Consider the following 22,887-nt stretch of genomic DNA (forward strand, 5'->3'; position numbering starts at 1 on the left):
CTTGGTTACATCGGAACATTGGTAGTAATGATGCCAACGATGATAGGTCCCCAAAGGGTTAGCAGTACGTTTGCTACTGCGTAAGTCACGGTGAAGGCGAATACTGGAGATGAGTTACCTGCTTTCTCTAGTAGCGCAGCAAATGCTGGATTTGCGCTTCGACCACCACTTACGGCTGCTAGGCCTTCAATTGGATTGCGAATTTTCAGTACGTAGTAAGACACGAAGAAACCGATGAACTGAGGAATCAATGTCACACCAAACCCTAGGAATAGAAGTGACAAGCCGTGTTCTTGGATTGTGCTTACTGCTTGTGGGCCCGCTTCTAGACCTACGATGCCGACGAAAATAGCCAGACCGAAGTCACGAAGGAAGTTAGACGCACCAACAGGGAACGAGGCCACACTTGGTTTTTTGCTGCGTAGCCAGCCCATCATTAGGCCAGAGATCAAACAGCCAGCACCTGAGCCGATAGTGACCGGGATACCTGCAATCTTAAAGCTGATCATGCCGATAAGGACACCTAGCGCCATACCAAGACCGAACATGACGTAGTCAGTCACAACACTTGAGCCAAGGCGTTTACCAATGTTGCTTTCAACTTTGTTGATGTCTGTTGGCTTACCTGTCAACTGAATGATGTCGTTTTTCTGAACAACAAGGTTTTCAGTCACTTCAATAGAGTTGCCGCCGCGAATGTAGTCTGTAACGTATACGCCGCGAAGTGCATCTGCATTAGACTCTTGTTTAACCTGTTTAAGGGTTTTACCGATAAGCTTTTTGTCTGTCGCAATGAGCTGACGGTTTTCTTCGATAAGCGTGAATTTCTCGTCTAGGTCGACAACTTCTTGACCTAGGTGTTTCGCGAACTTGTTCACTGCTTTACGACGACCAGTCACAACGATGACGTCACCTTCATTGATAGCTGTGAATTTCTCTAGCTCGATCTCTTTACCGTCACGTTCGATAACTTCAATCGCAACGTCTACAAGTTTTTCGTTTACTTGTGCGATGGTTTTGCCATATACGCTACAAGAGTTAGTCACTTGGAATGCGCGAGACTCTAGTTGTGAAATCGCGTTAAACTCACCTGGGTTGAGCTCAGGTTTGCCGCCAGACATTTTCTCAGCGAGTTTGATAGCTTCGCCGCGGATGTCCCATTTCATCATGGTTGGGATAATCCAAGTCACCATTAAGATTGGACCTAGAGAACCGAAGATGTATGTTACCGCGTAACCTACTGCTACGTTGGTTTGCATGATGTGCTTCGCTTCTTCAGTCACACCAGCAAGTTTGCTGATTGCGTCACCAGCGGTACCGATGATTGCTGACTGAGTTAGACCACCGGCTGCAAGACCTGCTGCTGTACCTCGGTCAAGGTCAAAGAACCACGCTGCCGCCAGAACACATAGAAGGCCTGAGACCGTCATTACAACAGCCGACATCAAAATGTTGATGGTTCTGAAGTTCAGTGCGCTAAAGAATTGCGGACCGCCTTGGAAACCTACGGCATAAATAAATAGTGCGAAGAAAATACTCTTAACACCTGGGTCGATATGAACACCAAATTGACCAATTAATACGCCCATTAATAGTGTGCCTGCGACACCACCAAGAACAAAGCGACCAATTGTTATCTTACCTACCAAATAACCTAGTGATAGGGTAATGAATAGTGCAATAAATGGTGAGCTTTGAATTAAAGTATGAACAAAGTCCATAATATAGCTCCAGTTGAGTTTATATAATTAATTAAGAGTCTTCCGTGAAAGCTGAGTTGCAGTCTTTGCTAATCAAGTGTCGTTGTTGTCTTGATGTGATAATAATAAAGTGACTTGTCAGATTGAATAAATCACGTTTGTAGGATGAAGTCATCGTCAGTAGAGTTATAGTGGTTTTTTAATGATCAAATCTAGCTAAGTTGTTGATTTTGTGGTGCTATCTTGACTATCTAACGGTGGGTCTAATTTTTGAGAAATATAAATTTAATTTAAAAAAGTTAGTAGGTGTTGTTTGTGCAGGGAATAAATCGGGTGTATGTGCGCTAGTTGGAATTTAGTTGGAATTTAGTTGGAATTTAGTTGGAATTTAGTTGGAATTTAGTTGGAATTTGGTTGGTGTTATATTATTAATGCGCTAGGTATAAAAACGCCTCGCTAAATAGCGAGGCGTTGTCTGTGGGGTAAAATTAGCTAGCGATGAACTCTGCATAGTACTCATCAAGTACGCGGCGAGTTTCACGACCAATCAATTCATACTCGTGGTGAGTTAGGTTAGCGAGTGACACACGTACAGATGCGTGTACCACATCGAAGCCTTTACCAGGAAGCAAGATAACACCTGTTTCATGAGCAAGGCGGAACAAGAAGTCTTTACCTTTGTTGCTTTCTTTAAACCATTGAACAAATTCGTCGCCGTAAAGCTTGCCACCTAGGGTGTCTAGCTCAAGTAGTGTGTAGTAATCCACGCGGTCTTTGTCTTCTTCGACAGTAATACCCATGTTTTCGTAAAGCGTGTTGAAGCGCTCACGGATGATGCGTTTACATGCGTCTTTGTACTTGTCTTCTAGATCCATTAGGCAGTTCAGAGAGAACATCGCCATTTGAACCTGTTGTGGTAGCGAAAGACCCGCAGTGTGGTTAAGGGCTACTGCACGGCTGTCTGCAACGATGCGGTCGATGAACTTAATGTCACGCGGCGTTGGGGTCAGTGTTTTGTAGCGGTCATCAAGCTGAAGCTGTTGTGCTTCTGGTAGTGCACGCATCGCGTCATCAAACACGTTGTTGTCTTGAATGGCGATAGTGCCTAGACGCCAGCCTGTAGCACCGAAGTATTTTGAGAATGAGTACACACAAAGCGTGTTGTATGGCAGTTTTGCAAATAGCGATACAAAGTTATCTGCGAATGTGCCGTATACGTCATCAGTAATGATGAATAGGTCTTTACGCTGCTGTTCTACAAATGAAGTTAGTCGGTCTAGCGTGTCGTCAGAGAACTTCACAGACGCAGGGTTTGCCGGGTTTACCACACAAAGCAGCTTGATTTGCTCGTCTGCTAGCTTTTCAATCTCAGATTGAGGTAGCTGCCAAGTTTTCTCGTCTAGACGAATTTCTACGATTTCCAGTTCGTACTCAGAAAGCTCAGGGATTTCTAGGTACGGAGTGAAGATAGGCGTAGTCAGTGCAACCTTGTCACCTTTCTTCAGCAGACCATTGTGGAACATGGTTTGGAAGGTGTACGTCATTGACGCAGTGCCGCCTTCAGTTGCGAATAGGTCAAAGTTAGTCGTCGTTGGCATTGGGCCGTACATCTCTTCAGCGATGTATTGCTTAACCACTTTTTCGATGTTCACAAGCATGCGAGGAGGAACAGGGTAGTTACAGCCAAGGAATGCTAGAACGAGTTCGTTTAGGAACTCTTGCTTGTCGATACCTAGGCGGTCTTTTGCGTAGCTCAGCGCTTTTTCTAGGAAACGAACACCTTCAGAGTCACCGGCTTTACCTACGAACGTATCGAAACGCTCAACGATGCCTTTACCATCTGGGATGCCGCCGAAGCCTGCATCTAGGTAAGCGTAGTTGCGCTCAGCTTCTTGCATTGCGAAGTCACCTAAGCGAAGGAAAGCGTGACGAGGTAGCGTTGCTAGGAAGTTAGGGTTACCACGACCCGCATCCATCAGCATGCGGTCAGGAGTGGTTTTTGCCACTTCGATAAGTTTGTCTTTAAGTTCAAATGGGCTTAGGTTTTCGAATTGTGAGAAGTCGATGTTAGACATAGTTAATAACCTATAATTCAGTCTGTACGTAGATAGTTAATCTTGATGATGGTGGCACTATTCCACTCACCATTATTTGTTACATTCCTATGCGGGTAACGAGTACCTTGTCCTGATGACGGAATAATAAGGTAAGAGTAAAAAATGAATAAATCGCTTTTGTAGGGTGAGTTCATCGGGTACAAAAATCGGTAAAAAAAAGCTGCCATGTGGCAGCTATTCAATATTAATCGTTATGTATTAGGTCTATATAAAACTTGCCGAGTGCTAAAGATAGAAAGACAAAGATCACCATGATGAGTGGCGTCTGTATATCGAAGCTTGGCGTTAAATGTAATGGTCCATTGGTAAGGACAACAAGCATTTGTGGTCCTATCATTTTTTGGAGAGGCTGTTTAAGTACGTCACAACCGATCGACATAACCATCAAGTTGGCAAAATAGAAGATGGCTAACTGCCAAGCTTCTGTGAGCGACGGTAGAATCAACACAAACTGTAACAAGACGAACGTTGCAAAAATAATGAACCCTAAAATGACATTATTAATATAGGCTTTCGGCATCGAAGTCATCGCACTAGCCATGACGCACGCAAGCATCGGAAAGACAGTTCCACCGGGAATTGCCAAATATATCCAAAGAAGAAACGCCGAGATGAACACGCAGACGTTTTGGGCGGCGACAACAAGCCTTTGCTGATAGTTAGTGAATAATGTCAGACTACGTTTAGTCGCTTTATATAGCGTTTCATCATCCCATGCAGAATCTAGCAATAGGGTATGCAAATCGTCGAAGCTAAGCTGATCGATACTGTTTTTGTTGACAGTACTATTCAGTTCAGCACATCGATGGCTGTGCCAGTCTAGGTCAAATAACTCTGGTTGTTCTAGTCTATCGACTGACTCGATAAAAGACGCCAATACGATGCGATACTTATCAACATTGCTTTTCAGGTCATAACTTCCGTGAAGTGGGAGCGCAAGCAGTGATTTTGTGCGTTCAATGTTCGTTTTAAGAGTATCCAATTCTAGCTTCTTACTGTGCTCGAATCGATAATCGACGATAGTTTTTCGGTATTGTTTTACCAAAGTGGCAAACTGCTCGAAAATTAAGTCTTCCGTTTTTTGTGGCCACAGAAAGCTATAGACAAAGGTGAACACCAATACACCGAGAATCGTCTCCTGGACTCGCGTAATTGCCATATTGAATGTCGTGACATTGTCGAAATTGCCCACAAAGGCAATAAGAGTACAAACGACGAATGCCATTTTGAATAAGTAACCGTGGTGCAGACAACCGCCTAAATAGATAAGGATCGCGGCGACTGTTACAAACGCTGTGATAAAGAGAGCTGGGTCTTGTGGAAATAAAGACACCAATATGAACGCTAGAATCGCACCTATGCCAGCGCCCAGAATACGTTCTCGCCCGGTTTTCAAGGAATGACCAAACGACTCGTTCGTAGAAAGGATAATAACCGTAGTTGCCGCCCAGTATGGCTTTTCCCAACCGAAGGATAACGCTAGCAAAAGAGCTAGCGGTACCGAAATAGCCAATTTTAGAGCATTATGGATATCAATCTTCATGTTCTACTCTGCCTGTTGATGTTTACTCACTAAAACAGATGCCGTCGCACCAACGATCAATTGGATATCTTCTGGCGGATTATCCAGCTTTACCTGCACAGGAATACGTTGCGCTAGACGGATCCATTGGAAGTTTGGGTTTACATTCGGCAGTAGGAACGAGCCCGTGCTGCCATCGGCTTTTGAAATCCCGTAACCCAGGCTTTTAACATGACCAGCCAATGGGCGGTCAGGGTGAGACATAAGCGTTACTTGGGCTAGAGAACCAGTTCGGATATGGCGAAGATCGGTCTCTTCAAAGAAGCCTTCTACCCAAAAGCTGTCATCGTCAATCAGCGCAACAACAGGTTGGTTCGCTACCACTTGCGATCCTTCTTGTAGATTGAGATTAGTGATGTAACCTTCAGTTGGAGCGGTCACCGTAGTGAACTCAAGATTTAACGAAGCAGCTTCATAGCCCGCTTCAGCCGCTTTTAAGTTTGCACGGGAAGTTTGTACATCGTTGGCTAGATTATTGAGAGTCAACACAGGTACAGCGCCAGGTTTACGACGTTCAAGCTCTACAGAACGTCTTTCTTCATTGATAGCACGGTCAAGAAGCGCTTTAGCCTGAAGTAGGTTCGCGTATGCTTGATCTTTTGCTGCCTCAAAAGTGCTCGGATCGATTTTAAATAGTACATCGCCTTTTTTAACGTGACTGTTGTCTTCGACATTGAGCTCGATTACTGGCCCAGTAACTCGTGGGGTAATCTGAATAATATCGGCGCGAATCTGACCGTCCCGTGTCCATGGGTTCTCGATATAACTTGCGTAGTTGTCATAGGTGAAATAACCGACAATAGCTAAAACAGCAATGGTAGTGATGAGTTTCTTTAACACGGGAAAACCTTTCTTTAAATTACGACCAAACGATATATTTGTTGAGCAGAACCACGTAAACAGCTGCAATAGCAATCTCGACCAACGCATAACCAGCGAAGTATCGGTGCCATTTTCTGCGCACGATGAACTTACTTGTTATTAGGGCTAGTAAATAACCGCATGCGCAAGTGAGCAGAAGAGGGGGGAAATAAATCCCGGCAAACTCAAGCTCGTGGGGCATGCTGAACGACAGTTCATTCATAGTGTGATTCGCCTTTTTCAAATAGTAATTTCGTATCAGAAAAGGAAACGGAGAAGGAACTGATACGTTGATGAAGTAAAGGTTAAATGGGAAGTGCCTTTTCAATAAATCGGTTATGTAGGATCGTACCCTCTGTTTTAGCTAACACTCTGTTCAACAAAGGATAGTTTGAGACGAATAAGTTGAAATTTTCGCGGGAACTGAATAGTGTTGATAACAGGGTATTAACAAAGGACGGTTGAGATGAACATTGGAATTTATATCTACAAAGACGTCGAGGTATTGGATTTCGCAGGTCCGTTCGAGGTGTTTTCTACGGCAAATCGATTTTTGCCTGATGAAGATAAGTGGAATGTGAGTTTACTGTCTAGCAGTCATGGTGAAGTAAGTGCCCGTGGAGGTTTTAATGTTCAGTCGGATTACTCAATCCTCAGCCACCCAAAGTTGGATGTGGTAGTCATCCCCGGCGGTATACATGAGCCAGAGATGACCAATGTGAAATCTATGGACTGGATCGCGAAAGTTTCCAAAGAGGCCGATCTAGTCTCTTCAGTGTGTACAGGCGCCTTTTTGCTGGCTCAAGCAGGGGTTATTACCGATCAAACTGTCACCACCCATTGGGAGGATCAAGGTGATTTGAAATCAAAATTTCCTAACTTAACGGTTAAACCCGACGTTCGTTGGGTTGATCTCGGTCGCTTAGTAACATCTGGCGGAATATCAGCCGGTATAGATATGAGCTTGAGGCTCGTGGAAAAACTAAAAGGTAGGGAAATAGCACTAAAAACGGCAAAACAGATGGAGTTTGATTGGAATGAGAACGGGGTTATTTTGTGACTTTAGTTATCAGAAAAGTTGAGATTCCCGTTACCGAGGAGTTAGTTAACCTCTCTGTTGACGAAAGCCAACTCCCTTTTGTCGGCATTACTTCAGAAATTGTCTACGCGAGCTTATCTAAACCCTCAGAGACACAATGGGTCATCTATTCCAATGAAATAGCTGTAGGTTTCTTTTTACTCGACCGAGATTATGCCAACACGATGAAGGATGCGCCCGCTGGTGCGGTCGGCTTACGTGCATACTTTATAGACCAGCGCTATCAGGGGCTTGGTCTTGCGAAGTCGTCACTGAGTTTAATTACTGAGGAGTTCGATTCTTGGCTTAGCATAGCCCCGTGTGACCTGTATTTAACAGTAAATTGCAATAACACGATTGCCTATCAGCTGTACCAAAAGGTAGGTTTTGTGGACACAGGAGAACTGTATTTAGGTGGTGCGGCTGGTCCGCAGCACATTATGTGCTTCAAATCAAAGAAACCACGCTAGATAGGACTATGATGCACGCTTCGTCTTTGACGGTGTGAACTATTTTGTCGTCGTTAACCTGCTTTTTTGTCGTGAGGTACTCACTTGATTTCTAAATTGCCACGTTGGATTGAATCTGGAGCCTTTATTCTTGCGCTGCTAGCAGGGACGGTAAACGCGGTAGGATTGATGGGATTTCAACATCAAGCGATCTCTCATCTATCGGGGACGGCGACACTGCTAGGTACGCAGCTTTTTAATGATTGGTCAGCGGCAGGGTATTTGTTTGCGATCGTCTTAAGCTTTTTGGCTGGTTCCGCTATCTCCGGTCTTTTCATTTCTAATGTATCGCTAAAGCTTGGCCGTCAATACGAATGGCTACTTTGTATCGAAAGCTTGTTTTTATTTATTGCTGCCTATTTTCTCTTCCAAGGTTCGCACATGGGAACCTATTTCGCTTCGGCTGCATGTGGACTACAAAATGCACTTGCGACAACTTTCAGCGGCGCAGTTGTCAGGACGACCCATGTAACTGGGATCGTGACTGACTTGGGCATCATGATTGGTTCTTCACTGCGTGGTGAACCCTTCGATAAACGAAAAGCGAAATTGTTTGTGACCATCGTTTTTGGTTTTGTTTTAGGGGGCATCGCAGGGGCTATGTTGTTCTATAGGTTGGCTTTTCTTTCACTTGCCGTACCTGCAACGGCTTGTATACTACTGGCTATCGTGTACCGAATTTACCGTAAGCGCATTGCTTACACGAACAGAGCGAACTAAGGAAAGAGAATGGCGCTTGAACAATGGATTGTCGATGCTTTTACCGATACACCTTTTCGAGGTAACAGTGCTGCTGTGGTGATTGTAGACAACTACGATGACGTGCAGTGGATGCAAAACGTCGCGATTGAAAATAATCTCTCGGAGACCGCATTCCTAAGAAAGTGTGCTGACAATCATTACTTTATTCGTTGGTTTTCGCCGATAACCGAAATTGATTTTTGTGGTCATGCAACCTTGGCTTCGTCTCATGTTTTGTTCGAGCAACTTGGACTAACTGGCGAGATCAAATTCTCGACACAATCGGTAGGGGATTTACTGGTATCCAAAGATGAAAGTGGAAGGGTAGAAATGAGCTTCCCTATTCGTAAACCACTTAATGTTACTGATATCCCCCAGCAGTTACTCAATGGGTTATCGATCACACCGAAACAGGTTTTGTGTAGCGAACAAGCCTATTTTGCCATTTATGACGATGCGAAACACGTTACTGAATTGGTCACAAACAATGCGGCACTAAAAGAACTTGCCCCTTATGATGTGGTTGCTACGGCGCCAAGCAATGTTTCGGAGTATGACTTTGTCTCTCGTTATTTTTGGCCAGCGAATGGTGGAGATGAAGACCCCGTTACGGGTTCAATTCATGCTGGACTCATGCCTTATTGGTCAGAGCGACTTGGTAAACTCAATTTGACGGCCTTTCAGGCGTCAAAGCGCACAGGTGTTTTATACGGTTTACTAAAAAATGACAGAGTTTTGATATCAGGTGATGCCGTATTATTTGCTAAGTCACTACTATTTGTTTAGTGTGGCGAGCAAAACATAGTCAGGACAATAACAGCGCGTTAGAACCTGCATAGATGAGTAGAAGAGTCATTAAATGAAGCTTTCAAAACGAGAGAGTCGTGTAGTCAATAATGCTATTGATACGTGGTTGGAAGAGGGGGTCATCGATCAAGAAGACCACAATAAGCTCAAAGGCAGCTATGATGTCGCGACGATAGATTGGTCGCTCATTGCGAAATACTCTTTTTGGATAGCAGTACTGTGTATTGTGCTCAGTGTGCTGTCAGTACTTCTTGATAAATGGCTGATCGAACTCATCCAAAACATTTTCAGCGCTCCAGACATCGCCAAAAGCGTCTTTTTTGCCATTGTGTCTGCAGCGTTTTACCTTTTTGGAGTGAGAAGAAAAAAACAATCACCGGACAAAACCTTTAGTAACGAGGCGTTTTTTGTACTCGGAATTGTCAGCACGGCTATATCGATCTATTTCATTGGACAAGTCATTGAAACAGACAGTCTCTCCAAGCTTATTTTGCTTGCGTCCATTGTTTATGGGTTGTTGGGGCTCTGGATTCCATCGCTCTTAGTTTGGGTATGCTCGCTGTTTAGCTTGGGAACCTGGTTTGGTTTCGAAACCTATCAATGGAGTGACAACGGCTATTTTCTCGCGATGAGCATGCCTTTACGATTTGTCGTATTTAGCGCTTTCCTTATTGCTTTGGGAATGTTCGCACAGACCCGATTCAAGTCGAAAGAAGATTTTGCTCTAACCACTCGAGCGTTTGGCTTGATCCTATTTTTCTTGTCGCTTTGGGTTGTTTCCATCTTCGGCAATTATGCAGACTTTGCAGATTGGGGAGATGTAAGCCAGTTCTCATTGATACATTGGTCGCTGTTGTTACTAATAGCCTCAATCGCTGCTCTGTATCATGGAATCAAGTTTGATGATGAGTTGAATCGAGGGTTCGGTCTTATTTTTATCTTCGTCAATTTTTACACCCGTTTTATTGAGTACTTTTGGGAAGGGACGCATAAAGCTTTGTTCTTTGCAGTCTTGGCCGCCAGTTTTTGGCTCTTTGGCACCAGAGCAGAGCATATCTATCGTTTAGGTCAAAAATCACGATTAGAAGAAGGCCCAACAGAATAGCAGGCTTGTTCCAACTCCATAACCTCAGCCCAGTCAGAGGTTATGGAGACCTATGGTTGCTGTTAAGGCTGAGGATCGTGCGTTGATAGAGTTTGGGGGTTAGACCGCTGATTCGTTTAAAAGATCTAGAGAAATGAGATATATCAGAAAAGCCAAGTTGGCTTGCAATATGAGTGAGCGATAGGTCTTCTCCCATCATCTCTACAGCGACAGTAAACACAAGATTGTCTTTTATGTGCCGGAAGTTGGTGCGTTCCTCGTTTAAACGTCTTTGCAAAGTCCTAGGCGACATTTTGAGTAGTTTAGCGGCGTTGTCCAGTGTGAGGTTATGCTCCCTGACATAGGGCATAAGAGCTGTAAACACTTGGTCGGTAAAGTTAGCATGCCATGTAACTAGTGGTGCTTTCGGAGCGGTGTCTTTCGACGATATCATTGGTCGCTGTTCTAGAATCTCATCCTCGATTAGCCACTCAATTCGCTCGTTACTCACGAAGTATTGAGTAGAATTACCGATTATTGCCTTATATAGCTCGATTTCATCATGCTGGACCTTGAGTTGTTTTGGTGTCCAGTTGGTTTTCGTTAATGCCCTAATCATTTCTATCGCATAAACTACCGCCCATACCTCCGACCAAACGAAAGGCTGCGAGGCATCATAATCTCGTTTGCACCAATACCATGTTCGACCGTGCGTTGTTTCTAGGCCGACGCGCACATTTGTTGAGTCGAAGGCGAAAACATCACGCGAACATTCTAGCGCTTCTCTAACTGTCTCACACTCTGCAAACTCACCAAGAAGCCTAGGCAAGGCCTTCTGTTTGATGGCAGTTCTGATGAGTTCACCAAAGTTATTCATCCCTAGCTGATTGCCAAGTAAATACAACAATCGCTTCACGGGTTCTTGAGGCAAAAACTCTTGGTCGAGCTCAAATAAGTCCGGGGGCAAGCCTGAGTCACGAATTGCTTTGTGCGGGTCTTCGTTATATTCGCGAAATAGCTCGAGTAATATTCGAGCGTAACCCGATTTAATCAGGCTCGTCATAGGTTCTTGATTGCTAGACATGGTTTGGCTTTATCAGTGGTTGTTCTCTTAGATTAGTATTTTGGCGTGAAATGGCAACTTTTGGCGAACTTCTAATATACTCTTATCACCGGATGAGAAGTGTTCATCTAATTATGGCTTCCGTCGCTAATCTACTAATTTTTAAAGCAATTAATTTTAAATTACTAGCGATATAGTCTATACCTAAAAGGGTCTAAGTCTCAGAATTGTAAACAAGGGCTGTGTAATGAGCGACAAAACAGAATTAGAACAAAAATCAGACGAGAGTACAGAGCAAGCCGAAACGGATAGGCAGCAAGCTGATGCAAAACAAAACAAGGTAAAAAAGGTCACAAATGGATTAATAGTGCTAATCCTCGCCAGCCTTGGTTTAAGTATTGCCTCTGATCGCATCATACCGTCAACCGACAATGCTCGTGTTCAAGGGTATGTGGTTCCGGTAAAACCTCAGGTATCGGGTCAGGTTATTGATATACAGGTTCAACCAAACCAACTTGTTTCTGAAGGCGATGTACTTGTTAGTCTCAACCCCGTTGATTACCAAATAGCGGTAAAAAAAGCAGAGCAAGATCTTGAGATTGCCGGACAAAACGTAGGTGCACAAACGGCAAGCATAGCATCCGCTCAAGCGAGGTTGACGAGTGCGACCGTTGAACGAGATAACGTCGAGCTACAAACAAGGCGCGTTTTAGGTCTTGCAGATAAGGGCGTAGTGTCAGTATCTGAGGCAGATAAAGCACGTGCTAGCCTTGCCACTGCTCGTGCAAACGTAGCAAACGCACAAGCCGACCTAGATCGCGCGAACAAACAGCTTGGTGCAGAAGGTGAAGAGAATAGCCAGATCAAAGCGGCACTGCTGGCTTTAGAAAAAGCGCAATTGGATCTCGAGCGTACCGTTGTTCGCGCGCCAACCAATGGTGGTGTCTCAAACTTCAGCCTGTCAGAAGGCTTTTACGCGAGTGCGGGTCAGCCCATCATGACATTTGTCTCGACTGACAGTATTTGGATTGAGGCATATTTTCGAGAAAACAGCTTGGGTAACATTCAGCCAGGTAATGAAGTTGAGATCGCTCTGGATTTTGCTCCCGGTAAAGTGGTGAAGGGGACGATATCTAGTGTTGACTGGGGCGTTGACTGGGGGCAGAGCAACCAGGCAGGCAAGCTAGCTCAAGCTAATAATCAAACAGGTTGGTTACGACAAACGCAGATGCTGCCGGTTAGTATTGAGTTTGATACAGCGGATACCACTGGGCTATTAAGAATTGGCGGGCAAGCAGATGTCGTCGTATATACAGATGACAGCACAGTGTTCAATTTGTTAGGAAAGCTTTGGATTCGAGTTGTAAGTTGGATGTCGTATGTCAGGTAAAATACTGAGCGGCCAAGCAACGAAGGTATTGCCAGCAGCGGTTCAAACGCGGATATTGCGTTTCACACTCGGTGTTGCACTCGCTACATTTCTGGCTGCTTGGATAGATTGGCCACTTGCTTTTGTAGCGCCGATTTTCACGGCGAAGTTCTTGTTTGAAAAACGGGTACTTCATGTCGATATCGTTTATGAGTTGCTACTAGCAATGATCGTCACTGTGGCGATTGGCGTGGCACTAAGTCTTGGTTTTTCGCAGTATCCAGTGCCTATGTTAGCGAGTGTCGCCGGTTTGATGATGATCGGTTACTTCTTGTTCTTAGATCCAAAGTGGAACTTGTTCGCAACCATCCTTTTAATGTCTACTTTAATGCTGCCATTTATGGCTATTCAAAGTACTGGGACAACCATCTTTCTCGCCATAGGACTGAGCTTATCTGGGGCTATTTCCGTCGGCATTTTTGCTCTACTCCACATTTACTTACCTGAGCGAGAAGAGCAGCACGCCAGTTATCAAGCGGTGTCACTATCGGATGAATTTCGATGGTTCTCTGCGCTGCGCGCTTTGATTATCGCGTTTCCAGTGGTTAGTGTGTTTTTTATTTTTCAAATCTCCGAAGCCTTGTTATCGATGATTTTTATCGCGCTGCTTTCCCTGATGATCACAGGTGAAAAGTCGGTAAAACTGAGTGCTTTTCTTCTTATCAGTAACGCGATTGGTGGCGTGATTGCGATTGTCGTATTTGGAGTTCTAGCCTTAGTGCCTAATATTGCCTTCTATACATTGTTCATCGCTTTATTGGCGATCACGTTAGGCACCAAAATGTACACAGAGTCAGCAAAAGCGCCGATTTACGCAACAGCACTCAATACGGCTCTTGTATTGATTGGTACCACGCTAATGAGCTCTGGCGTCATCGATGAAAAAATGTGGATACGTTTGGGTTTGCTCGCACTCGTCGCTGTTTACATGGTCGTTGCTGCCTTCTTTATCGAGACTAGGCAGTGGAAAGTACTGGAATTTAAAGGCCAGATGACCAAGAACTAGGTTTTGTCATTTGGTAATAGATAGGTAATTCAGGTCATATTTGACCTTCTAAAATCAAACTCAGGAAAATGATATGTGGAAAGGGATTTCAGTCGCAATTTCATTATTCATCATTGGAGGGTGTGCCTCCAATGCTCACCCGCCCGTTACCTCAAATGACGCTTGGACATCAGAGCTTATGGAGTCTCGACGTTGGCGTGATTCTGATGAGCTGGATCAAGACTATTTGAAGCTTGCCTCCGAGAGTTTATTACCAGTTCAGCCCGCCAAAGTTAAAGTGTTAGGTACTGAGCAAAAGGATGCTATACAGAGCTTAGCAACGAAAATCTATCTGATTGAAAACGCTAAACACACTATTGATATGACGTATTACATTTTTGCTGACGATTTAGCGGGTAAGGCGACGCTTGGTGCATTGTGTAAAGCGGTAGAGCGTGGCGTAGATGTTCGCATCATGGTGGACAGTTTAGGTTCATATAGTCTGAATAATGGAAACTTAAAAGGCTTAATGCAATGTGAAGAGGATGCAGGCTATATCCTAGATAGAGCAGGGATGAAGACAAACCAGAAAGCCCGAGTACAAGCGGTAATATTTAACGCATTAACTGAAGGCGATTCTCGTTGGAACCATCGTTCACATGACAAGCTTTTTATCGTTGATGGGTTTTATAACGAAGATGCTTATGTGATTACCGGTGGCCGCAACATGTCACTGCATTACTATGGGATCAATAGCGATGGCGAGAAGGATCTCTCAGCATTCCGCGATATCGAAATTATGCTCAGACCTTTATCGGATGCCAAAGTCAACGAAAGTCCAAGTCGCTTGAGTGAATACTACTTCACGGTTTTGTTTACTAAACCAGGCAATAAGAAGCTCGATACTTGGTCATCTTACAACCGAGATCGTGAGCTATTGCTACAAGCCTATGCACAATTGAAATCCAACTCGGAGTTCAACCAAGCCTACAGCTCGGTGTCTAACTTTGTTCAAGAAGGGTATCGAACATCAGATACGAAGTTCGCTCATGAACTGGATAACCTAAACGCGGATGATGTTGTTGAGCGCTACAGCACGAATAAAAGCGCTAATGCGAACTCTATTAGTGGAATATTGGCAAAAGTCGCTTATACCGACACCAGTTTAAAAACGATTAAAGTGGTGTCGCCGTATCTCTTTTTACAGTCAGAACTTTTAAAAGATGAAGGTGTCATTGACAAAGATCTAAACACTGCGCTTCGATGGTTGGAGCAAGATCCTGAACGAAACATTGAAATCATCACCAACTCAGTACTGACAAGCGACAATTTCTTCACTCAAGCAGTAATAGACATGCACACTGTCCCAACGCTTATCATGTATGACGATGAGCTTAAAAAAACTTGGCTTGAAGATGACTTAACGAATAACGAACTAAACGCGTCTTTCTTGAACTCAGAAGCTTGGCAAAAGGCGATTAATCATCCAAGGATAAAGTTCTATCAACTGGGTAAGCCAGACTCTGTATTACTCGGTGGTGACCAATTTTATGGAAAGCTTCACGCTAAATTTCTAATCATTGACGACAGTGCATTCGTAGGAACGACTAACCTCGACTTTCGCTCTCTGCTGTACAACAACGAAGTGGGTTTTTTCTTGACTGGCGATGAGATTATCAATGATCTTAATCAGCAGTTTGAGCTTCTTAAGAAAGACTCTCTTCGATGGGGAAGCGAAGAATGGATTTCAATGCGAAATAAACTGCGCGAAGTAGGTGGGACAAAAGGGCGAACATCGGAAAGTCAACGAGAAATCTATGAGCTGTTAGAGTCTACAGGGCTTAAATATCAGTTCTAAATTCGTTGCTGTTTAATTTATTTCACTACTTATCCATCGTTGTGGCGTGTTTTGGCAAACAGAGACCTATCAGAACCTGTATGTTCAAAAACCACACAACGATGGAGATAAACATGATTGTCCACTTTAGAGTCCAAGATATCGAAACGCTCTGGCTACATATTGATTTGGCCACGCATTTACAAACTAGACTGAGATATGTACGGTTTTAAAAACTAAACGCCCAACCGACCATCGGGCCCTGCTGAGTGACATCCACTTGTGTAGTGCCCGAATCGTTTTGAATGTTTAAATACCGATATCCAAACCAAATATTATTCAACTCACTTAAACGGTACATACCAGCAAGGTTTATACCTCGGTTCACGTCGTTGTCACCCGCAATACTACTGTCTACTGTCAGGCTTAGGCCCCAGTCTTGATTAAACCAATGCGCGTATTTGAGACCGACCAACCAATCAAACTGATGACCAGAGGACTTGATGGGGTCAATGGGTGTACCATTGATATTGACACCGACGTTAAAACGACTGTAGGTGTGTCGAACGCCAGTTAAGAGCACTAAGCCGCCAACCACTTCATACCCTCCAAACAAATCATTTAATGACATGGTCGCGTCTACATCGATATTAGCGGTGATATCAGGGATCAGTGGAGAGTTAGGGCTATAGGTAGAGGAGGTATCGCTCTTGATGTGAAGATAATTGGTTCGAAAACCGAACAGCCATTTGTTTTTTTGGGCGTAGAAGTCTCCCATGATGCCAAAATTCAAGTTTTTGACGATATTTGAAAATGGGATATCGATATCGGCTCGTCCATCAGCGTCACCCGCGGTGCCAGAGATACTGGGAGTCCAAATCATTGGGAATACCAAAAGAAACTCCCATTCATCGTCACTACTTGCCCTCTCGTTAGCAGACAAGGGAGGGCAGATAACACTAGATAGTAGGATAGGGTATAGATACTTGGCCTTCATCGTAATTCCTTTACTCAAGCAAGTTTCGATATTGAAAAGTTCACTGAATCAGCAGGTTAACTTAAAGGATAGACTATCCATTAAAGAGTAGGAATTGGTGGGGGCATAAAAAAAAACGAGCTCAGAGCTCGTTTTTCTTTCCATTAAATATGTAACTGTAAACCCTAACCGGCCAACCGTATTCTGTGTATTCTTTTGCTAGGACTTCGGCAACTTCTGGGGTCACCTCAACTCGTATCCAATCGCCAATACCAAGAGGTTGGAACTCTATAACTCTGCTCTTCATTGGCTTCTCCGCGCAATTTATAAATAGTATTTCGTGAGAAATCTAACTGCTATTTAAGAAATTAGCTCGGAATAAAGGTTATTACTTACCTTAAAATGCCAGCTAACGAAGCAAAGCTATAGAATCGATTAATCCTTCAACAAATGTAACCCAGCAGGCAAGGCATCACCGAATAGCTTTTTCGAGTCGGATTCTGAAAGCTCTTTCACCTCGGATACTAGTTCGAGCCAGTTAGTAGGTGCCTTTGAGGTCTTCAACTTGTCCATAACTTGTGTCCGATAATCATCAGAAACGTCTAACGAACGGTCACCAGTCTTACGGCACATAAGAACACAAGCAAACGCCGCCATTGGCTCTTTAATCCAGTTTTGCTCAAGAAGTTTTGGTAGCCATTGCTCGACTTGCTCTCTAGCTATCACGTTATGCTGGCTACCATAAAGCGGTGTTCGTGATGCAAGACGGCCCAGCGCCCACCAGTGTGCTTGTTCGAACTGAGACTGATTAATCGCTTTGCTTAAGTACCAAGTCGCTAGCAGAACTTTGTCGTCAACGTAGAGGTTTTCTAAGCTTGCTGACAGCCTAACCATTGCCTCGTAACCCTTATCCTTGGCACCTTGGAACGTCTTAGCATTCTTCATCGCTCCTGGATGAAGGTACTTAGCAATGTCACCTAGGATAACCTCTTGCTGTTCTTCGTTCAGCCCTCCAGACACACGACGCCAAAATGTCCACCAGTCACTCCAGCCTTGAGAATTTTGGAATTGGATGCCTTGCTGATACAAACCCCATATTTGTTCCATTCTCCAAGAGTCAGTTGCGTCACCAAATCCCGGACGCATACAGAAACCAGTAAGTCGAAGCCAATTCTTTTCATGCTGCTCCGAGCGACGGCGACGTTTGCGACCTAATGAAAAGCTGTCGACAAGTGAGCGAAGGGTGTGAAAATCCCACTCATCTTTTTTGCCTAAGCTCTTTTCTAGCGACTTCGCGAGAATCTTAATCTCTTTACTGTCGGCACTATTCTTATTACCACTGTATAATCGTGAGATAAGCGCTTTACTGGGCTCTAGACCAGGATGAGCTTGAATGGTTTCTTCTTGGGCTTGTTGATTCCTAACCTCAAACTCTAACTCCCATCGCTGCTGCTCATCCTCGACGCTTACACATTCGATCTTTAGTGTCCCGACTTCCGTTAACTGACACGCGAGTTGCACTTCAACACGCTCTTTTTGGTTAGCGTTGAGTTGTTTTTCGTTACCTTGTAACGTACTGATGTAAGGTGGTAGCGGGTTGAACTGATCCGGGTCGATATGGGTCATCAAGCCATTCTGAACCTTTTGATGCTCACCAAAGTAATCATGCGTCGAAGTCAGTAGATTGAATCGGACAGGTTCACCTAAAGTAAGTGCGAAGCGACGGCCTGTAAGTCGAATCTCTTGTCCTTCTTCCGTCCCTTTTGATAATAAACATAGTGCTTGGCCAAGCTTGTTCTTTTCTTGCAGGTGAAGGAAGTAAGAGCGTGCACTACCACCACCAATCTTCAATTGAGCCCCACGGCGTGCTTTGGCAAAGGCGACTGCTCCAAGAGCAACAGACCAATCCGGATGTGGGTTGGAGAGCAGTGTAATAGGGGTGCCTTTCCAGTTTTCTACGATATCAACGATACGTCGTGTAACGAGTTCACTATTGAAAACACCGCCATTGAGCAAAAGGCCTACAGGGATTGCGGGATCTGAACCATCGTTTAATGCTTCTCTAGAAACCTCTTGATGTAAATGCAAGAACTCTGAGACATGTTTGCTAACGGCTGGATCGGAGACATACGGCAAGCCAAACTCCACGACTGCGCTACGCTTCTTATCTGGCAACTCTCCGAATTCGGTTTGAGGGAAGAAACCTTCGAGCGCAATCTGGTGAACTTCGGACTTACTGAGCGCGATGCTTTTGGTGCCGCCAATCAGTCGCGAACCACTACCAAGCATAGTAATTTTCATTTCTGATGGTGCATCTTCAGACAGCAGTGCTTCTTTTGCTTTTCTGGTTTGCTGAATTAGTTTAGTGAGACTTGCAGCGTTCAGTTTCTTCGACTCATTGAATCGTTGCTCAGCCATATGGGCGAGCGCCAAATCAAGGTTGTCGCCACCTAGCATTAAGTGCTCACCCACGCCGATACGGTTCAGCACTAGCTCTTCGTCGTCGTGTTTTGCTTCGATTAAACTGAGGTCAGTAGTACCACCACCTACATCACAGACTAAAATCAATGGCACTTGTGAAAGCTCTTGTGACGCGGTTTCTTTGTGTCGAGCATACCAGTCGTAGCAAACTGCTTGAGGCTCCTCCAGTAAGTGAACTTTTGGAAGGCCGGCGAGCTTTGCCGCTTGAAGTGTGAGTTTTCGAGCAGTTTCATCAAACGAAGCGGGTACTGTGATTACGACGTCTTGGTCTTCAAGCTTGTTGTAATGGTGTCTGTGGTTCCAAGCCTGACGGATATGATTGAGATAACTTGCACTTGCGATAACGGGAGAGACTTTTTCAACATCTTGAGCACCTGCCCAAGGAAGGATGTCGTCTTCACGATCCACGGCAGTGTGTGACAGCCAACTTTTTGCGCTGGAGACCTGACGGCCCTCTACTTTTGCACCTAGCTCTCGCGCCCATTCACCAATGATTAGGTTTTGGATGTCCCCTTTAACTGGTTTGTTTTCCCACGGGAGTGTCAGATCGGAATCCGAAACTTGTTGCTGCGCAGCATGATAGCGGAAGGACGGCAAGAGCGGTTTCCTTACTACTTCGCCCGGACCAACAAGTTGGTCTATTTCAAAGAGTTCAACAGGGGAGTTAGAAAGTTCGTCTTGAATTTCACAGAATGCAACAACCGTGTTGGTTGTCCCTAAATCGATGCCGACCAAATATTGTGCGGATGCCATGACACGCTCCAGTTAGGGTTTTGAAAAGGGAGAGAGTGGAGATAAAAAACGGCACATAGCGTGCCGTTTCATCATAGTTATTATTATGCGTCTTCGCGAACGTCGAACTCAACGTGCCATTTTTGACCGTTGTCTGAAGCGATTGCCTCAAGATAGAGAGTACCAAGCTCAGTTACACGTGATGATAGCGTCACTGGAACAACGTCTCCAATATTACGCCCTTCAGATACTGGCAGAGTAACTTGAATCTCTGGCAGTTCTTCAAGCTCTTCTGGTCTCCAGTAATCTAGGTGGACACCTGCTTCGTCTTCGCGGCGAGTTGTCGAACCAAAGAATTGGAAGTGAACAGGTTGACCGATGACCAAACCAAATTCTTGGCTCGGTACCAGCACGCTGCTGCCTTCTTCCATACCAAAAGGAGCCACGCATAGGGCTTCCATTGGAGGTGCCATGCCCGGAATAGCCGGCATAGCGCTCTCGATACCGATATAGTAGCTAGACGCGATACCACCGCGAATACGAACGCCTTGGCCGCGACGTACGCTGCCGTAATAGGCTGCACCGCTCGCAACCGCAAGGTCAAGATCGAGACCTGAAAGCATTTTCGCTTTTTCTGCATTCGCTGATTCTAACCAGCTGTTAATCGTATTGAACAGGCGATCAGAGAGCAGCTTAGACTTAAGTACACCGCCGTTAAATAGCAGTGCCGTAGGTTTAACAAACTCTGGGGCAGCTTCCATTCCTGGAATACCTGCAAATGCGTTGTCAGTCGCGTTACTTTGATGGCTTAAAAACGCGGCAATGTGACGAGTAATCGCGGCATCTTGAGCGTAGGGTAGACCCATTTGAGTCAGTGCACCGCGAGCACGTTGTACAGGATGCTCTTGAACGCCAACCTGAGGGAAGAAACCGTCAACCAGCGTTTGCTGCACTTCTTGCTGAGTCAATTCCGTTTTTAATGTTGCGCCGAGTAGCTTAGATCCACGGCTTGGAACAACAATTGGTACAGCTTGAAGCTCAGCATCATTGAGCAGCGCTTCTTTTGCGTCACGACAAGCGTGTGTCATCGCCTGTACTTGCCATGGTTGAAGTTCTTTACCATCTTGTGCGAGCTTCATCTTAAGACGATACGCAAGCGCAAGGTCCATGTTGTCGCCACCAAGAAGAATATGCTCACCAACCGCTACTCGTTCTAAGTTTAAGTTACCGTCTTCTTCGGTAACGGCAACAAGAGACAAGTCGGTAGTACCACCACCTACATCGACAACCAAAACAACATCACCGACGTTGACTTCATCACGCCATTTATCGTTACTGTTATCAATCCAGCTATAAAGTGCAGCTTGTGGCTCTTCTAAGAGAGTAAGGTGCGCAAGACCAACATTGCGTGCCGCTTCTGCTGTTAGATCGCGAGCTGCAGGATCAAATGATGCTGGTACCGTGATGGTCACATCTTGCTGTTCTAGAGCATTGTCTGGGTGCATGTGATTCCATGCATCTTTCAGGTGCTCTAAATAAAGTTCTGTCGCACGAAGAGGTGACACTTTGCTCACTTCTTCGGGGCTGCCTTGTGGCAGAAAACTTTCACGACGGTTCACACCACCATGACATAGCCATGATTTAGCACTTGCGACCAAGCGAATCGGTGTTTTTGAGCCAAGGTTACGTGCTACCGCACCAACCAATGCTTTCGGCTCGCTCGTCCAAGGCAGCGTGCGAGAGCCTTGACCCATTTCGTGTTCATGTGGTTGATACAAGAACGAGCCAAGCTGTTTATATGATTCAACTGTCCCTGGGGCAGTTAGCTGAGGAATAGCGACGACTTCAACTTGAGCGTCTTCGTTTTGAGTGTCGATAAACGACATAACACAGTGTGTCGTACCAAGGTCGATACCTACACTGTATTTTGCAATAGTTTGGTCTTGAGTTTGCACTGAAGGTTCCATTATAGCTCCACCTCTGCAGGTGCGATGATTGATGCGTTGTAGTTCTCAGAAAGCTTAGGCAGAGTGACTTTATCTGCCTTCCAGCCTTTATGGACAAGCGTACCATTGAATGGTGCATTGCCAGTGACATTGCCGGTCAGACGCACAGATTGAGGGTCGAAGCCTTCTTCGATTGAAATGCGAGTCTCTTCTTCTTCATTGCGAATCGGAGATAGTTCGAAGTACTCAGTGATCACCTTTTTACCACCAGAGTGAACAACACGTGCCGCAGCGCCAACTTCTTCATCAGAGAATGATGTTAGGTCTTCTTGAAGGAAGTCGACCATACGTGCTTCTTGTTGCATCAGCGATAGTAACTGCATCGCAGAATCGGTTGAAGCGGTTGCAAGTTTGGATTCGACTTCTACAACTTTCTCTATCACTTTTTCGACTTCTACGACTTTTTCAATTTCTACGATTTTTTCTACTGGCTTTTCAACCTCGACAATCTTCTCTACTGGCTTTTCTACCACTTTCTCGACAACTTTGCTCTTGCGAGATACAGCAATAGCGAGTAGTAGGACGCTTGAAGCAGCAAGGCCAGCGTGCAGCATGTCGAAAGTTGTTGGGATAACATTTAGGTCGAAGTTCATAGGGGTTTCTCTATGTGTCAGTCATTAGTAGTTAATTTTGGGGCGAAGTCTAGCATAATCAAGGCTCTTAGCGCGATGCTTTCGCAGCTTTGTCATTGCAAAGTGAGTTTTTCGGTGGATAAATCAGCAGAAGATGGTGTTTTGCTAATTTAAAGTGATCTGTGCTTCATTAATTGAAACTGTAACTTCTTGATAGTTAGACAGTGTGTAAAATCGATTTTGCTACCATTAATAATAAAAATTATCAACATAAATAATACGTTAGTTATATATCAGTTTCACAAATGAGAAGGCTGGCACTTGCAT

At 44.7% G+C, this 22,887-nt stretch carries 19 protein-coding genes; 8 read left to right on the forward strand and 11 right to left on the reverse strand.

All coding sequences use genetic code 11. From position 1 onward, the window contains the following. Nucleotides 1-5: 5 nt before the first annotated feature. From aspT to AC6I8U_RS07750, 5 genes are all read right to left on the reverse strand, one after another. Complete coding sequence (aspT, locus tag AC6I8U_RS07730; protein ID WP_446567276.1) at nt 6-1,721, reverse strand: aspartate-alanine antiporter; 1,716 nt, start codon at nt 1,719-1,721, stop codon at nt 6-8. Between the two features lie 467 nt (nt 1,722-2,188). Further along, the gene (locus AC6I8U_RS07735; RefSeq protein WP_498018236.1) at nt 2,189-3,775 is read right to left on the reverse strand and encodes a bifunctional aspartate transaminase/aspartate 4-decarboxylase; all 1,587 of its coding nucleotides are present in this window, start codon (nt 3,773-3,775) and stop codon (nt 2,189-2,191) included. A gap of 226 nt (nt 3,776-4,001) precedes the next feature. Beyond that, nucleotides 4,002-5,360, reverse strand: coding sequence for an FUSC family protein (locus AC6I8U_RS07740; protein WP_498018237.1), 1,359 nt, complete (start codon nt 5,358-5,360; stop codon nt 4,002-4,004). A gap of 3 nt (nt 5,361-5,363) precedes the next feature. Further along, nucleotides 5,364-6,239 carry an HlyD family secretion protein gene (locus AC6I8U_RS07745; RefSeq protein WP_498018238.1) on the reverse strand — a complete coding sequence of 292 codons (876 nt, stop codon included), beginning with the start codon at nt 6,237-6,239 and terminating at the stop codon, nt 5,364-5,366. 19 nt (nt 6,240-6,258) lie between these two features. Next, nucleotides 6,259-6,483: a DUF1656 domain-containing protein gene (locus AC6I8U_RS07750; protein WP_042472885.1), complete on the reverse strand. Its 225-nt coding sequence runs from the start codon at nt 6,481-6,483 to the stop codon at nt 6,259-6,261. Between the two features lie 243 nt (nt 6,484-6,726). Here AC6I8U_RS07750 and AC6I8U_RS07755 point away from each other — a divergent pair, with 243 nt between their 5' ends. The 5 genes from AC6I8U_RS07755 to AC6I8U_RS07775 all read left to right on the forward strand — a co-directional run bounded on the left by AC6I8U_RS07755 (nt 6,727) and on the right by AC6I8U_RS07775 (nt 10,500). Beyond that, the gene (locus tag AC6I8U_RS07755) at nt 6,727-7,320 is read left to right on the forward strand and encodes a DJ-1/PfpI family protein (RefSeq protein ID WP_498018239.1); all 594 of its coding nucleotides are present in this window, start codon (nt 6,727-6,729) and stop codon (nt 7,318-7,320) included. After that, nucleotides 7,317-7,808 (forward strand): GNAT family N-acetyltransferase, encoded by a 492-nt coding sequence (locus AC6I8U_RS07760; protein WP_498018240.1) that lies wholly within the window; start codon nt 7,317-7,319, stop codon nt 7,806-7,808. Before AC6I8U_RS07755 ends, AC6I8U_RS07760 begins: the two co-directional genes overlap by 4 nt. A gap of 84 nt (nt 7,809-7,892) precedes the next feature. Next, the gene (locus AC6I8U_RS07765) at nt 7,893-8,567 is read left to right on the forward strand and encodes a YoaK family protein (RefSeq protein ID WP_498018241.1); all 675 of its coding nucleotides are present in this window, start codon (nt 7,893-7,895) and stop codon (nt 8,565-8,567) included. 9 nt (nt 8,568-8,576) lie between these two features. Beyond that, nucleotides 8,577-9,374: a PhzF family phenazine biosynthesis protein gene (locus AC6I8U_RS07770; protein WP_498018242.1), complete on the forward strand. Its 798-nt coding sequence runs from the start codon at nt 8,577-8,579 to the stop codon at nt 9,372-9,374. 73 nt (nt 9,375-9,447) lie between these two features. Continuing rightward, nucleotides 9,448-10,500: a hypothetical protein gene (locus AC6I8U_RS07775; protein ID WP_498018243.1), complete on the forward strand. Its 1,053-nt coding sequence runs from the start codon at nt 9,448-9,450 to the stop codon at nt 10,498-10,500. Nucleotides 10,501-10,540: 40 nt separating this feature from the next. Here AC6I8U_RS07775 and AC6I8U_RS07780 read toward each other — a convergent pair whose 3' ends face one another. Continuing rightward, nucleotides 10,541-11,563: a helix-turn-helix domain-containing protein gene (locus AC6I8U_RS07780; RefSeq protein ID WP_498018244.1), complete on the reverse strand. Its 1,023-nt coding sequence runs from the start codon at nt 11,561-11,563 to the stop codon at nt 10,541-10,543. A 226-nt stretch (nt 11,564-11,789) separates the two neighbouring features. Here AC6I8U_RS07780 and AC6I8U_RS07785 point away from each other — a divergent pair, with 226 nt between their 5' ends. From AC6I8U_RS07785 to AC6I8U_RS07795, 3 genes are all read left to right on the forward strand, one after another. Beyond that, nucleotides 11,790-12,932 (forward strand): HlyD family secretion protein, encoded by a 1,143-nt coding sequence (locus tag AC6I8U_RS07785; RefSeq protein WP_498018245.1) that lies wholly within the window; start codon nt 11,790-11,792, stop codon nt 12,930-12,932. Further along, nucleotides 12,922-13,977, forward strand: coding sequence for a DUF2955 domain-containing protein (locus AC6I8U_RS07790; RefSeq protein ID WP_498018246.1), 1,056 nt, complete (start codon nt 12,922-12,924; stop codon nt 13,975-13,977). The genes AC6I8U_RS07785 and AC6I8U_RS07790 overlap by 11 nt, the downstream gene beginning before the upstream one ends. Before the next feature lie 73 nt (nt 13,978-14,050). Beyond that, entirely contained in the window at nt 14,051-15,814 is a 1,764-nt protein-coding gene (locus AC6I8U_RS07795; protein ID WP_498018247.1) for a phospholipase D family protein, read from the forward strand. Nucleotides 15,815-16,022: 208 nt separating this feature from the next. Here the strand turns inward: AC6I8U_RS07795 and AC6I8U_RS07800 are convergent, their stop codons facing one another. The 5 genes from AC6I8U_RS07800 to AC6I8U_RS07820 form a co-directional block, all read right to left on the reverse strand. Further along, nucleotides 16,023-16,790 (reverse strand): hypothetical protein, encoded by a 768-nt coding sequence (locus tag AC6I8U_RS07800; RefSeq protein WP_498018248.1) that lies wholly within the window; start codon nt 16,788-16,790, stop codon nt 16,023-16,025. Between the two features lie 121 nt (nt 16,791-16,911). Next, complete coding sequence (locus AC6I8U_RS07805; RefSeq protein WP_234495978.1) at nt 16,912-17,076, reverse strand: hypothetical protein; 165 nt, start codon at nt 17,074-17,076, stop codon at nt 16,912-16,914. Nucleotides 17,077-17,204: 128 nt separating this feature from the next. Continuing rightward, nucleotides 17,205-20,003, reverse strand: a complete 2,799-nt coding sequence (locus tag AC6I8U_RS07810; RefSeq protein WP_498018249.1) for an Hsp70 family protein — start codon at nt 20,001-20,003, stop codon at nt 17,205-17,207. A gap of 83 nt (nt 20,004-20,086) precedes the next feature. Further along, nucleotides 20,087-21,949, reverse strand: coding sequence for an Hsp70 family protein (locus tag AC6I8U_RS07815; RefSeq protein ID WP_498018250.1), 1,863 nt, complete (start codon nt 21,947-21,949; stop codon nt 20,087-20,089). Further along, nucleotides 21,949-22,581: a DUF2760 domain-containing protein gene (locus tag AC6I8U_RS07820; protein ID WP_498018251.1), complete on the reverse strand. Its 633-nt coding sequence runs from the start codon at nt 22,579-22,581 to the stop codon at nt 21,949-21,951. Before AC6I8U_RS07820 ends, AC6I8U_RS07815 begins: the two co-directional genes overlap by 1 nt. Nucleotides 22,582-22,887 lie beyond the last annotated feature (306 nt).

It is taken from the genome of Vibrio sp. KUL80 (assembly GCF_059725495.1).